The 14,031-nt window shown below is 66.2% G+C and carries 11 protein-coding genes and 2 pseudogenes; 6 read left to right on the plus strand and 7 right to left on the minus strand.

Features of this window, described 5'->3' with window-relative positions; all coding sequences use genetic code 11:
• From U9977_RS18960 to U9977_RS18975, 4 genes are all read right to left on the minus strand, one after another.
• The coding region (locus tag U9977_RS18960) for a hypothetical protein (RefSeq protein ID WP_416210691.1) at window positions 1-1,817 on the minus strand (1,817 nt) is incomplete at its 3' end.
• Between the two features lie 47 nt (window positions 1,818-1,864).
• Window positions 1,865-3,001: a glycoside hydrolase family 113 gene (locus tag U9977_RS18965; RefSeq protein ID WP_322750621.1), complete on the minus strand. Its 1,137-nt coding sequence runs from the start codon at window positions 2,999-3,001 to the stop codon at window positions 1,865-1,867.
• Window positions 3,002-3,024: 23 nt separating this feature from the next.
• A complete protein-coding gene (locus tag U9977_RS18970) occupies window positions 3,025-4,389 on the minus strand; it encodes a glycosyltransferase family 2 protein (protein ID WP_322750622.1) in 1,365 nt (454 codons plus the stop codon).
• 331 nt (window positions 4,390-4,720) lie between these two features.
• Window positions 4,721-5,881 carry a glycoside hydrolase 5 family protein gene (locus U9977_RS18975; protein WP_322750623.1) on the minus strand — a complete coding sequence of 387 codons (1,161 nt, stop codon included), beginning with the start codon at window positions 5,879-5,881 and terminating at the stop codon, window positions 4,721-4,723.
• A gap of 155 nt (window positions 5,882-6,036) precedes the next feature.
• On the opposite strand from U9977_RS18975, the gene U9977_RS18980 reads away from it, so the two are divergent.
• The 3 genes from U9977_RS18980 (at window position 6,037) to U9977_RS18990 (ending at window position 8,437) form a co-directional block, all read left to right on the plus strand.
• Window positions 6,037-6,606, plus strand: coding sequence for a YidH family protein (locus tag U9977_RS18980; RefSeq protein ID WP_322750624.1), 570 nt, complete (start codon window positions 6,037-6,039; stop codon window positions 6,604-6,606).
• The gene (locus U9977_RS18985) at window positions 6,603-6,974 is read left to right on the plus strand and encodes a DUF202 domain-containing protein (RefSeq protein ID WP_322750625.1); all 372 of its coding nucleotides are present in this window, start codon (window positions 6,603-6,605) and stop codon (window positions 6,972-6,974) included. Before U9977_RS18980 ends, U9977_RS18985 begins: the two co-directional genes overlap by 4 nt.
• A 128-nt stretch (window positions 6,975-7,102) precedes the next feature.
• Window positions 7,103-8,437, plus strand: coding sequence for a cytochrome P450 (locus U9977_RS18990; RefSeq protein WP_322750626.1), 1,335 nt, complete (start codon window positions 7,103-7,105; stop codon window positions 8,435-8,437).
• 44 nt (window positions 8,438-8,481) lie between these two features.
• On the opposite strand, the gene U9977_RS18995 is transcribed toward U9977_RS18990, so the two are convergent.
• Both U9977_RS18995 and U9977_RS19000 read right to left on the minus strand, forming a co-directional pair.
• On the minus strand, window positions 8,482-9,264 hold the full coding sequence (locus tag U9977_RS18995; protein WP_322750627.1) for a DUF308 domain-containing protein: 783 nt from the start codon (window positions 9,262-9,264) through the stop codon (window positions 8,482-8,484).
• Between the two features lie 304 nt (window positions 9,265-9,568).
• Window positions 9,569-10,390 (minus strand): SAM-dependent methyltransferase, encoded by an 822-nt coding sequence (locus U9977_RS19000; protein WP_322750628.1) that lies wholly within the window; start codon window positions 10,388-10,390, stop codon window positions 9,569-9,571.
• 504 nt (window positions 10,391-10,894) lie between these two features.
• Between U9977_RS19000 and U9977_RS27115 the strand changes: the two are divergent.
• A pseudogene (locus U9977_RS27115) lies at window positions 10,895-11,068 on the plus strand (PAS domain-containing protein); the annotation flags it as partial.
• 124 nt (window positions 11,069-11,192) lie between these two features.
• The gene (locus U9977_RS19005) at window positions 11,193-11,321 is read left to right on the plus strand and encodes a hypothetical protein (protein ID WP_322750629.1); all 129 of its coding nucleotides are present in this window, start codon (window positions 11,193-11,195) and stop codon (window positions 11,319-11,321) included.
• 118 nt (window positions 11,322-11,439) lie between these two features.
• On the opposite strand, the gene U9977_RS19010 is transcribed toward U9977_RS19005, so the two are convergent.
• Window positions 11,440-13,221, minus strand: a complete 1,782-nt coding sequence (locus U9977_RS19010) for an ATP-binding protein (protein ID WP_322750630.1) — start codon at window positions 13,219-13,221, stop codon at window positions 11,440-11,442.
• 566 nt (window positions 13,222-13,787) lie between these two features.
• Between U9977_RS19010 and U9977_RS19015 the strand changes: the two are divergent.
• Window positions 13,788-14,031: pseudogene (locus U9977_RS19015) on the plus strand (ATP-binding protein); the annotation flags it as partial.

The following is a 14,031-nucleotide window of genomic DNA, read 5'->3' on the forward strand; positions in this document are numbered from 1 at the left end:
TACCGGGCGACCGCTTCGATGATCAACGCATTGAAACAGCGGCTCGACGCTGGATCGGCCTCGCCCGTGACGCTACGGGCATCGGCCAGCAGCACCGGCCGCCCGGGTGCCAGCGCCGTCCACAGCTGGGCAGCATGGTCGAGCTCCTTACGGTAGAGCTGGCGATAGTCCGCGTCGCACGGCGAAATCACCGAGCCGTGGTAGAGGCGCGCGGCCGCGTCCGCGCTGAGATCCACCACCAGGGCCTCCGGGCGGCTTTGGGTGATACGCGTGCGCCACTGCTCGGCCCAGTTCGTGCATGCCGCCGAACGGGTGGGCGCCGACGGCGGCACCTGCGCGTCGGCGGTGATACGGGCCAGCGGTACCGCGGGCGGCGCCACCGGATACAGCCCGCACCCCGGCAGCGTCCCGTCCACCACCGAATACCGGCCAGCGCCGCGGCTGCCAAGCGTCACCGCAAGGTCACCAGCAAACGACCCGCCGAGCGCCAGCAGCACCGGCGCCCTCCCGTTGCGCAGCCGCCCCTCAGCCGCGGCAGGCAGCCAGGTACTGCTGGTCGCGACCGTCGCATAGGCCAGCAGCAGCACCGGGAGCGCCCATCGCACCCGCCAGCGGCGCGTCCGCAACCGCCCGACCAGCCCATCCTGCAGCAGTAGTCCGACAAACCACACGAACCCACCGCCGACAAGGAGCAGTGCATCCGGGCGTGCCGTCGCGAAGGCCTGCCGCAGCAGCCAGAACACCGGAAGATGCAGCAGCAGGAGTGGATAGGCCATTCGGCCCAGCTCCACTGGTCCGCCGCGGGCGAGCAGCCACTCGATCGGGCCGTGGCGAAACGACACGACCTGACGATCGACGGTCGCCACCAGGAGTGCGCCGCCGCCGGCGGCGGCGCTCGGCCCGGCACCGCGTAGCCAGTCGGCCGGATGCGCCGTGGCGATTAGCGCACTGGCAACAAGGACGGCTATTCCGATCATCCCGCCGACCGTGGCCCACCAGACTCCGCGGGCCGGTCGGACCCGCTGGAGCTTATCCGGGGCGTCCGGCACCGGGACGTCCGGCACCGGGGCGTCCGGCAGCGGGGCGTCCGGCAGCGGGGCGTCCGGCACTGCCCTGGCCCGCGCCGCCACGACCAACCCGGCCGCGGCGGCGCCCAACAACCATTCAGCTGCCCGGACATGGCTGCCCAGTGCCAGCTCGGCGAGGTCGGCACCCGCCGCCGCCCGCAGCGGACCGACCAGACAGGCCACCCCGGCGAGTAGCAGGCACGGCAACGCGGTCAGCCACGCCGTGCGCCTTGCACCGTCGCTTCGGGTGAAGCGTCCACCGGCCCGCCGGGCAAACCACCATATACAGCCCAGAAATATAGGCCATAGCAGAACAAACTGCTCGATAAGACCCAGTAGCCATAGGATCCCCAACGGGTCGATCTGGCCGGGGCGGTCCGCGTACCAGTCACCGTTCGAGGCGATGATTCGATCCCGCAACACGAAGAGGTCAAACCAGTTCCCGAGCTGCGCAAGGCCGGCGACAGCCGCCATCGCGAGCCGTCGGGCCTCCTGCGGCGGGCTGAACAGCGCGGCCAGGCCCAGCGTGACGGCCAGGGTGAACAGCGCGAGCGGAACCCGATGCTTGAAGTGGTCGCGGTACCAGACACCCAGCTGCATCCGGCCGTCCGGCCGGGACGACGCGGCGTCCAACAGTGCCCGGGTCGTCAGGTAACCGCCGACTGCCAGCAGCAGGTCCGCGCCCAGCAGCTCTACCCGGAATCCGCCGGTGCTCGCCAGCATCACGGCGAGCACCGCCAGGCCGGACACGCCGGTCACGGCCCGGGACAGGGACGGGGACGGGGACGGGGACGGACTCAGCTCCCCTCCCCCCAGGCCGAGAAGCAGTCCCGGATCGCCTGTTCGGCCGGGCGGCCGACAAATGACTCGTGCCGGTCCCGCAGCGGGTCCGCAGTGGCCGGGTTGACGTGAAAATCCACCCGCCACCAGTAGAGACCGGCCAGGGCACGTTCGCGGGCCAGCTGGCAGGCGGCGACAAACCAGCGTTTCTGGAGCTCGGGAATCACGGGCATACCGTCGGTCTGCGGAGTAGCCGGGTGCCGGTAGATGCCGGGCTGTGCGGCTGCCCCCACCTCGTACAGCATCACCTGTGGCATGACGCCAGGCGCCTTCTGGTTCAACCACCTGTTCCAGGCGGTGGCCAACTCCGCCACCGAGGCGTCGTCACCCAGCGGAAGCTCCGGATAGGCGTCCACGCCGACGCGATCCACCGGCATCCGAACCCGGGTGCGAACGAACACGTCCCAGTTGAACGCGTACGCGATCTCACCGGTGAACACCGTCCGGGTATACGCGGCCAGATTCCCCCAGCGTGGGTCGCCCTCCAGCGAATTGAGTTCGGTACCAAGGACGACCGTATTGAGGTGGTGCTGTTCAGCCAACGCCAGATAGGGAGCGAGGAAGCCACGGTACGAGGCGAACCAGGCATCCCTGCTGATCGGGTTGATGGTACCGCGCCAATCCCGTGGGTTGGCCGCGACCAGGGACTTCTCGTCGAGGGTCGGGCGCAGGGTGATCCGCAGTCCCTCCCGCGCAGCCTCGTCCAGGAGAATGCCGAGCCGTTCCGGTGCGGGCGTACCCCGGGCAGCGTGAACCGTACTGGACCTGACAGCGTCGGTGAAGAACGGAAAGGAAATGCTTATCGCGTTGGCATCCAGGTCCACGATGTAGTCGACGATCCGCGCCGCCTTGAGAGCCACTGCCTGAGCGGACTCGTCGGGGTTGTCATCCCAGTAGACCTGTACGCCGAGTTCGGGCCGGCCCGGCCGCCAGGGAAAGGCAATCCGAGGGCCCGGGACGACGGCTGGGCCGTCCGCATTCCCGGCCGCGGCAGCCAGTGTGGCCGGCCGGAACGAGGGAGTGCGGTCGGCGGACGCGGACGCACAAGCGGTCGCCACGGTGAGCCCGACCAGTACGACAAGCAGCGCCGCCACAGCGCGCACCCTGCTCGCGACAATCACATCGGCTTCGCGATCACGGTGAAAGTCGATTCGCCATTACGCAGAAAACGCACCAGCCCCCGGAGCACGGCCACCGCCTCCAGCAGAGAGAAAACCGGCATGAGAAGCACTAGGCAGACAGGCTCCCACCACAGCCGCCGTCGGATCTGCGCCGAGGCCAGCGCGTTAATCTTCATTCCCTCCCAGTACAACCAGACGCTGTAAGCCATGTTGAGCGCCCATATCGGCAGAACCACGGCACTGGCCGGCGAGGTGTCGGTATCACCCAGAAGGGTGCCGATCAATATGATCAAACCGAGATGCTGCATCGGCCCGGACGCCCATATGATGACATTGTGTAGGAGGAGTAACCGGCGGCGCAGCGGGATGGAGCGTTTGGCCGAAAGCATGAACAGGCCCCACGCCCACCGTTCCCGTTGGCGAATGAAGTCGGCCACGCTTGCCGGTGACGCACCGTAGGAGCGACCCGAGAACCAGTCACTGCGCCGCGGGTACCGGTCACAGAAACGCAGCGCGAATTCGGCGTCCTCGACGATGGACTGGGAGCCGAAGTCCCAGCCGATCTCGGCCTCGATGGAGGCTCGCACCAGCAGGAGTTCCCCGTGGAGCCCGGCGCGCGGCATGCCACGACCGGTGGTGGCCGCGAACATGCTGATGTCACAACCGGGGCGGACCGCGTCGGCCAACCAGAGCAACGGGTTCACCGCATGTTCCCGGGGATAGCTGAGCACGCCCTGGGCGAGATGCCGGGCATTCTCGCCAGCCAGCCACTGTGCGTTGATGAACCGGGCCACGGCCTCGGTGGTGTCGGGACCGACACCGGTGTCGTCGTCCATGTGCAGCACCCACACGTCATCACGGGCCTCGCCCTCGGCGCAGCGGACCTCGTTGACGTAGTGGTTCGCGCGGGCTTTGAATCGGGTGCCGTTGGGCGTGCGGTAACCGCGCGGTACCGTGATGATCCGGATTCGTGCAGTCACCGCAGCTAGTCTGGCGATCTGTTCGCGGGCCTCGCACCCCTCCTCGATCACCACGTCCACCCGCAGGTTCGGGAAGTATGCGGGTAGATAGCGACAGAACGAGGCGACCGCCCGTTCCAGGGCGGGATAGGTGTCGTGCCGCCCGATGGTGGGGACGACCACCACCAGCAGGTCGTAAACCATAGCCGCGGTAGGCGGCAGCCTTCGGTCCCGACGGAGACGGGCTGTCGTGAGCAGACCGCCGGACAGGCCCAGGAGCGTACCGCTGATGGGCACAGTCCAGACCACGGTGGCAATCCAACCGAGGAAACCGAAACCGGAGTCGCGGGCCCAGGCCCACCATCCGAAGGCAGAAAAGATCAAAAAGACGATCAGGAACACGGCGTAACCAGGGCGCCATGCCCCCGCCTGCCGCTCCCGAGGCAACGTAAGCGGAGTCGTTTCGGGTTCAGACCAGCTCGGCTCGGGTTCAGACCAGCTCGGCTCGGATGGAAGCGGAGTCGTCCCCGGCTCGTCGGGATAGGTCAATAGCGGGGATACCCGGTACATGACCAACTGATGTGACGTTGTCACCCGACTCCCCCGAACGTGAGACCAATCACGGCCTTCGGAGAATACGCCCCTAAGACCGGACACGTCGCATTGGCCGTCCCGCCAGCCATGGGCGGCTCCCCCACCGGCCGCCGTCACATCCTGTTGCCACGGGCGGCTCTCACAACAGCTCATGACCACTGATGGCCAGCGGACACATCCGCCCGGCATGGTCCGCGAGAAGGGCTGCCGTAGTCGACGGGTAGACCACACGAAGACCGTCATAGTCGGCATAGTGGGATCCATCGTCATTGCGACCGGTGAGGATCCAGAAGTTGTCCCCGTCGCCGTCGAACCGCTCGACCGCGTCCGTCCATGCCCGGTAGATCGTATTACGGGTCGCTTCGTCGGCTCGCCAGCCGAACTCCTCGAGCACCGCCGGCTTCTTGGCCCTGCGGGCGTCGCGGATATGGTCACGGATCCACTGAATGCCCCAGTCCGGGGTCATATCACCCCAGCGTTGCGGATGCAGGTGAAACGTACCGTAGTCCACGGCGGGCAATGCGATGAGCCGACGCCAGGCCACCCCTTCATGATCGGAATATGGGTGGGATGGCTCGTCGGCCCGACCGTAGAAGCCCTCATCGCCCACGGCGACCAGCTGGCGTGGCGCCAGTCCCTTCACATAGCGGCTCATCTCCTCGACCCAGGCGACCAGCGTGTCACCAGATGTATCGGACGGGCAGCGAGGCTCGTTCGCCAGCTCCCACGCCATGATTGTCGGGTCGGCGTCGTAGCGCAGCCCGGTGTACCGGTTCCGCCGGCCGATCACATGCCCTACCCAGGCCTGATAGCAGTTCCTGATGTCACGGCGCCGGAAGAAGTCGTCGTGCTCGGCCGAGAACCAGGTGGCGTACTGCGGTATCCCGCCGAAATCACTCCAGTTGTTCGTCAGCACGATCACGAGGCGGAGCCCGAGCTGGCCGGCCCTGAACACGGCGTGGTCCAGGTGCGCGAAACCGTCCTCGTCATAGGTGAAGGGCGCCGGCTGGAGCACGACCCCGTCGGCCCCGGAACCGTCGAGGAAACCCCAGCAGCGCACCACCCGCAGCCCCATCGACCGGGCGTCCGTGAGCACGCGGTCGGTCATGTGGCGACCCTTGTAGTGGAGGTAGTAGTTGTTCGTGCCACCGAAGCGGAACCGGCGGCCGTCGACGGTGAAGCAGCTACTGCTCGCGGTGCCGCCACGGCTCACGGTGACGAACGCGCGGGGGCCGTACCCACCGGCTGCCGGTCCGGCCGAGGCCGCTCCAGCCTGCGGATCCGTTCGATCATGGTCCATGGCGACCTCCTGCTGTCAGGCCGGGGCCACGGCCGATAAGGATGCGGACGACCTCGGGAAACAGCAGACTTCCATAGACGAACAGCGGCGCCGAATCCGCTGATACCGGCGTCAACCGGGTGGCGCCGGCCACGGACGCTTGGGATGGACGGGCATTGGCAGGCGGCATCGACGATCTCTCCGACGGCAGCGGGACGGGGATGACAGCCATGGTGAACGATCGTCGCGGTGGCGGCCCACCGGTCTCCGACGGGCCTGGCGCGCAGGCACCGACGTGCGAGACCGGACATTCGTCCGCGGATGTGCGCCCGCCAGGGCACCAGCCGTGGCGGTTGGGCCTGCGCCGGCAGTGGCCGAGCGCCACCGACGTCCGCCAGGTCGGGTCGGAGCCGGACTACCGTTTCACACTGGCCAACGAACGGACATTTCTCGCCTGGATCCGAACCGCGCTGGCGCTGTTGGCAGGCGGTGTCGCGGTCGTGCAGGTCGTGCCGGACTTCGGTTTCCCCGGCAGCCGTCACATCCTCGGCGTCACGTTCGTCATCATGAGCATCGTCATCTCCACGACCAGCTACCGGCGCTGGGCGGACGTGGAACGCGCCCTGCGGCTCGGGCGGCCGCTGCCCCCGTCGCAGGTACCCCGCCTGCTGGGTGTCGTGATCACATTGGTGAGCCTGATCGCCCTGGCATCCATCCTGTACAGCTCCGGAGGTGCAGGTCGATGACCCGGCCCGCCGTCGGGCACCCCGAGGAGATACCCGACCCGGGGCTGCAGAGCGAACGCACCTACCTCGCCTGGCAGCGCACCGGCCTCTCCTTCGCCGCCGTCGGCGTGTTTCTCGTGCACGCAACACGCCACCTGGGTCACCTGGGCCTGTTGGGCCGCCTGGGCGCCGGGCTTCCCGGGATCCTCGGGCTGACCACCGGTGCAGTGATCATGTTACGTGGACTCCTCCGCTACCGGCAGGCCGTCGCCGGTGCAGGTACGGGTGGGCCCGGCGTATCGGCGCCGACCGCGGTCGGCGCAGTCGCGGCCGCCGCGAGCCTGGTCGCCGTCGGCGGGCTCCTCGTCCTGCTGGCGGGCGCCTTTTAGCGCCCGCGCGACCCGGCGTCGATCACGTCGCCGCGCTTTCGCACGCCGCTCACACAGCTCAATCGTTCGATTCGCACGACCGTGCGGTCCGATGGAGGGACGATTTCGGTGAAAGGACGGTGCCGATGATGCGCGGTACACCAATGGGGACCAGAATGCGCTGGGCGGTCCGGCACGGCGCGGCGCGGGCCGTGATACGCACAGCCCAGCGTCGGGGTGATCAGCACACGCTCCTGCTCACCGATCCGACGCTTCGTGCCGACCCGTTCCCGCTGTACGACGAGATGCGCTCGCAGGGCGCTTTCACATCCGGACGGTTGGCAATGATGACTGTCAGCCACCAGGCCGCGGCTGCCGTCCTGCGCGGTGAGCAGTTCCGGGTCGGGTTCGACGGCTCGGCGCTTCCTCGGCTCCTGCGCATGGTGTGGGCCGCATCCCGCGATGAAAGGGTCAACGGCCCGCTCAACCCGCCGTCGTTGCTCGCCGTCGACCCGCCCGACCACACTCGCTATCGCAAACTCGTGTCGAAGGTGTTCACGCCCCGAGCGATCGAGAACCTGCGTGGACGTATCGAGGAGACCGCCGACGAACTCCTCGACGACATGGCGGGCGCGGCCGGGGTCGACCTCGTCGGCCGCTACGCCAGCCTGTTGCCGGTCACGGTGATAGCCGAAATCCTCGGCATTCCGGCCGATATGCGCGCACAGTTGCTGGCCTGGGGCACCGCGGCGGCACCGAGTCTCGACATCGGCCTGTCCTACCCGGAGTACCGGCATGCGGAGAATGCGCTCCGGGATATCAACACCTGGCTGCACGGGCATTTCGAACGCCTGCGCCGCAACCCGGGCGACAATCTGCTCAGCAAGCTGGTCCTCGCCGTCGACGAAGGCCAGCGACTGAACGAGACGGAATTGACCGCGACCGCACAACTACTGCTCGCAGCAGGCTTCGAGACGACCGCCAACCTGCTCGGAAACGGCGCCGTCCTGTTGCTGAGTCACCCCGAGCAACAGACGCTCCTGCGCGATGACCCGGGCCTGTGGCCCAACGCCGTCGAGGAGATCCTGCGGTACGAATCACCAGTACAAATCGCCGCCCGATTCGCGCACGAGGACACCGAGATCTGCGGTGTTCCGATACAGGCCAACCAACTGGTCGCCGTCTTTCTCGGCGGCGTCAACCGGGACCCGGCCATTTTCACCGATCCCCACTCTTTCGACATCCGGCGAGCCAACGCCCGAGAACATCTGGCCTTCTCCAACGGCATCCACTACTGCCTCGGTGCCGCGCTCGCCCGCCTCGAAGGTGAGATCGGCCTTCGTAAGCTGTTCGAGCGCTATCCGGAGCTGGCGTTCGCCGACGAGCCCCGCCGACGGCAGACCCGGGTCCTACGCGGGTACGCGGCGATACCGGTTACCCCGGAGAGCAGAACTCACCCGCCCGTCGCCGCCATCGAAAACTGACCGTGCGCACACGTCAGTCACGGAAGTGGATGGCACACCGGCTCTCAGGCGAAGCGCCCCTGGCCGCGGGCTTCTCCCGCGGTCGCTTCGGTACGCGTTTGTGCCTCGGTACGCGCATGTGCTTCGGTACGCGCATGTGTACGGGTGGCTTCGCTAACTGCGGGGGCGCCAAATCCGGTGGACGGGAACATGTCCAGCGCCGCAAGCTCGCGCCGGACACCCCGCATCCGGGTAGCCATTGCAATCTTCGTCAGCCCAGTGGCCAGTGCCGCAAGACTCACCCAGAGAACCAGCAGGGTGAGGGAGCGGTTCGGGTAGGCGGCGGCCCAGAAGGCAACCCCGATCTCGAACGCGCCGACGATCAGCGGCATCCACCACTGTGCGGTTCCGCGAAGCTCTGTCGTGCGAAGTTCCGTCAGGCGAAGTTCGGTCGTGCGAAGCTCGGCGCGGCGCGCGACGAAGGCGTTCACAACATCGTAAATACCCTTGCCCAACAGGTACCAGGCTACGATCCGGGCCACCACCGTGAAGGTCGGATCCGGCCAGGCCAACGCGACCACGCCACCGGCGACAAAGAGCACCGCGAGCAGGGCGTGTGACCAGCGCCAGTCCCGTGCTGTCGCAGTCGTGGCGAGCAACTCACTCACTGCACTGACAAGCAGGACGACACCCAGTAGTACCGCGATGGACCGTTCGGTCGTCAGATCGAACTGGATCATCGCCAGGGCGAACAAGGCCCAGGCGATCCCCACAGCGAGGACGAGCCACCACGGAACGCCTCCAGCGCGTTCACCGTCCCGGTGCGCCGGTGCTGTTGCAGCACTCACGGCTGCTCTCCCATCTCGCGGCCTGACCGAAAACCGTTCTCAGGAGCCCATTTGCGATCTTGGCTTCCTCACGGTCCAGACGCCGTGATGCCCATGTTCGGGCCTCTCATTCCTGTCGCGGCAAAGAATCATTACGGCCGCGCCGGAAACGGATGATCCGGATTGATAGGCAGATAGTGGATAAAATGCCCATAGGCCAGCGGCCAATAACTATTCCGCACTCATGACGACCAGCCTGGACCAATGCACGGGCATGCACTGGTCCAGGACCCGCAATGCCGCTGGCGGGGCCAGCCGGTAGGGGCTAGGCCTTCCGACCGACGCCGCAGTACCCGTCGACCGGGGCCGGCAGGCTACCGTCCGGAGTGGGTTCGGGCCGCCAGTGGGTGTGCGACACGACTCCGGGTTCGATCAGTTCAAGCCCGTCGAAACGGCGGGCGATCTGCTCGGGGGTGCGCAGGATGTACGGGACGGCGCCGGTCTCGTTGTAGTCGTCCTGGGCCTCGTCGAACCCGGTGTCGCCGGCCGGGCGGGTGCCGTCGTAGGTCGCCAGATAGCTGCCTGATGGCAGGGCGTCCAGCAGTCGCTTCACGATGGACAGCACCTCGTCGTCGTCGACGATGTGGCCGAGGATCCCCATCAGCATCAGCGCAACCGGCTGGTCGAAGTTCAGCGTACGCGCCGCACCGGCCAGGATGGTGTCCGGATCCCGCAGGTCGGCGTCGAGGTAGTCCGTGGCTCCGTCAGGAGTACTGACCAGCAGCGCGCGGGCGTGGACCAGTACCAGGGGGTCGTTGTCGACATAGACGATCCGGGAGTCCGGAGCGACCCGCTGGGCGACCTCATGGGTGTTGTCGGCCGTGGGTAGACCCGTGCCGATGTCGAGGAACTGCCGGATACCCGCCTCACCGGCCAGGTAGGCGACCGCACGGGAAAGAAAACCCCGGGACGCACGGGCCAGTTCGCTGATACCCGGGAAGACCTTGACGTATTCATCGCCAGCGGCCCGGTCCACCGGGTAACAGTCCTTGCCGCCCAGCCAATAATTCCAGATCCGGGCGGAATGCGGAACGGAGGTGTCGATCCTCGACCACAGGTCTTGCTCGGACGACTCATCGCCTGCCATGGGGGCGGTCTCCTGGTATGCGTAATGTCTGCTGTCGTTCCATACCGTACCGCCACAACCAGGACCCGCCCACCCCGCCCGGCCACTTCCGGCGAAACAGCACCCGACGATAGGAACGCGCCGGACGACACGCCCGGGAACCGTCCGCGAATTAAGAGATCATCTGATACTGGATCTCTCCACGATCTATCCTGCACGGATCGTGCACCGGCTGACGGAGCCCGGCGCGAGCTGCCTGGCGGGTTCCGGCTCGCGGATCTGGTAGTCCGGCCCCAGACTTGTACCCGTCCCTATTCGTCCGAGCTTCTGGCGACGATCGGCATCGCTCACGGCCACGGCAGGACTGGTCCCACCATGAATCCAACGCCGCCACCCCAGTGGCCGGACGCGGCGGGCAGCCTTCCTTTTCCCTCTCCTGACCCGTCGCCCGACCCGCGGAGCCTGCCGACATCCAAGCCGTGGGAAGACGTGCTACTCAGTTCGCAGCTGTTCGACGTGGCGCCGATGATACTGAGCATCGTTGATCGCGAGCTGCGGTTCCGCGCAGTGAACCACCTCGCTGCCGCAGCTGCCGGCCTGACCCCTCAGGAGATGATCGGCCAGCCTGGCCCGGATCTGCTGCCGCACATTGACCCCGGCGGTTGGGAGATGGACCGCCAGGTACTGGCAACCGGTGAAGCGATCATCAATGAGGAGGTTACCGGCGCGACCCTTGCCGACCCGGCGGACGAACCGTACGCAGCCGACGCCGACCGCCGCCTTAACGCTGCAACGCGCTCTACTGCCCCGGGACGTCCCGGCCGTGGATGGCTTGGAACTGACATGGCGCTACCAACCCGGCACCGTCGGCACCGAAGCGGGCGGCGACTCGTTCGACGACGACGTCACTCTGCTCCTCGCTCGCACCAACCCGTGCTCGCATGGGTCGTGATCGGCCCGGACGATCCCGCCCTGCGACCTGATCCGGCACCGTACCCTCGCGCTGTGCACCATGACCGTCACGGACGGCGCACTCTAGTGGAATACCTGACAACTCCTTGCACGTACTTTCACGAGTATTCGATCAACTCCCAGCGGTTGAGACGACTGTTACGTGACGTCGCGGTCGTCCTGATCTCCCCGTCGGTTTCCATCCGGCGCAGCCAGCGCAGCACTCCCTCAGCGGTAAGCGCCAGTTCGGCAGCCATCTCGTGCGCGCTGCGAGGGCCGTTCGCGAGGAGGGCGCGGATTTCTTCTCGTCTTCCTTCACTTCGGCTACGACGAGCTGTTGATACGGTGCCGGTAGCATCGGGGTACGGGCTCGGCTGCGCCAGGTCTGGTGCCTCGACACCGGTCAAATCCGTTGCGAGGCGCCAAACGGTCCACCGGCGATCGCTTCTCTTGTCGAGAAGTCCGCGTAGTGCCATTCCAGTCAGATCCTTTGTAGCGGTGAGCGAATCGCAACCGGTGAGCGTTCGGTACTGATGGTTGGTGATCGTCGCGTTGCGGCGAAGGAACGCGAGGCCGAGGCGTTGCCGGTCTGTCAGCGCCACGGTGTCGATCGTTGACAGCCAGCCCACGGCATCATCGTCCAGGAGCCCGTGATTCTGTATCACAACACGAAACTCGCGCACGTTATCGACGAGGTTGGGCGGTTCAATGCCCGCGCTGCGCAGCGCGGCCGCGGTTGCGAGCAGGCCCGAGCCGCGATTTTCACAGACAGTGCGATTCGTGCCCGGTATCTCGACGTCCTCAAGGAGCTTGGACAGTAGGGCGTTCCGGGACGACGAGACCGATTCGGCGAGCAGATCTTCCCTGGCGATCGGCCCGTGGAGGCCACCCGGGCTGCTTACTTCAAGACGGTCTGGATAAAGTCCGATGCGAACCTGGGTCCCGTGTGCAAGAGGGTGATAGTCACGATGCATGAGCGCATTGGCCACAATCTCCCGGATGGCCTCTTCAGGATACTCCCACTGGTCTTGTCGACCGAGGCCGACGATGACAGAGCGACGTTTCATGTTTCGGCGCATGGCAGTCAGCGCGGTCGCGACCATGGTGGGGATAGGGCCATCTACTGATTGGTTGTCAAGGAAACGGGTCCCATCCTGCAGGGGTTCCCCGTTGACAGTGGGATACGCAACGAAAGTCACATCGAGTTGAGGATAGAAGCGCTGCGGATAGCGGCCGAGCGCGAGAAGACCGGCGAGAGTAGGCTTTGCTCCGTCTTCGGTATCGACAATAACCCGGACCAGGCGGAGCGCCTCATCGTCCGAAGCTTTGGCAAACACAGGTCCCCGTGTTTCGCGCAGGCGGCGAAGCAACGCAGCGACAAGGTCCGAATCGAGATCATCCAGACCGGCATCCGGCACCGGAAAGGTGTCATCGCGGGGTTGGCCGCGAGAAGCGACCATGACGTGTACCTCGTATGAGGTAAGGGCCCGGTCGCCGTCGTGCGTGCGGAGATACGAACCTCGATCTATGCCACGTGTCCGCAGATGACAGGGTTTGCGATCCGTTGGTAGCTCGTCGACCCGCGCCACAACAACCGGCCGGCCATCCACCGCTACAATATCGATTTCAGGGCGGATTGGCGGGTCCAACTGATCAGCACAGGCCGAAGCAAGATCACTTGCGACCTTCGGCGCATCGATCGCAACTGACTGGAATCCCCGGGCCTCATCCAGTCCGAGGATCAGGAGACCGCCCTGTGCGTTTGCGAAGGCCGAGACGGTCTCGGCGACCGATTTGGGCAGGCCGCTCGCTGCGGCCTTCACTTCGATCGCCTGCAGGTCGGTACGGGCGCGACGCAGGCGAACAAGCGCCTCGTCGACATCTCTCTGCAAATTGGCCACTGCACCCTCTCGCAACTCACAACTCACAACTCAACATACACCGAAGTTGTGAGTCAGACTTGCGAGTAGAGGTTGTGAGTCAGACTTGCGACTTGCAGCGTCAGGCACCACCCTGCGCAAGCTGATGGCACTCGCCGGACACTCCACACCGCGCACGACGCTGATCTACGAGCGGGGAGCGGGCCTCCGAAGTCGCCCACGGTACCCGAGCTGAGCTCGGAAACGGTGGACTTCCGAGCTGCTTCCGAGCTGTTCGCCACAGTCCGCACGCTCCGCACGGCCGACCCCGCGGCTGGTCACATCCCATCAGGGCCGGACCGTCCCGACGGTCGGGGGCGTCCTCCTGTTCGGGCGCGACATCGACCGCGACCGGCTGTTCCCCGACGCCTGAATTCAGGCTGGCCGCTTCCGCGGAAGCAACAAGAGCCACATCGCCGACCAGATGGAGATTCGTTCCCACCTGCCACTCGCCGTCGATGACATGATCATCTTTGTCCACAAGCGCAGCCTGCACGGGACCGAAATCGGTCCGGTCCGGCGCACCGAGCGGTGGACCATCCCCCGTCGCCTTCCGTGAATCGCTTGCCAATGCGTTGATCCACCATCATTACACCGCGCGTGGCGCTGTACATGTCCAGTGGCGGGACGATCAGTTTGAGATTTCCAATCCGGGTGGTTTCCCTTCCGGTATCCGGCTGGACAATCTGCTCGTCGCACCACCGCACCCGCGCAACCCGTTGATTGCGGATGCATTCAAGCAAACGGGGATCGTTGAGCGGACCGGCCGTGGTATTAATCGGATCCTGTCTC

This window comes from Protofrankia sp. Cas8 (genome assembly GCF_963555845.1).
Taxonomy (GTDB): domain Bacteria; phylum Actinomycetota; class Actinomycetes; order Frankiales; family Frankiaceae; genus Protofrankia.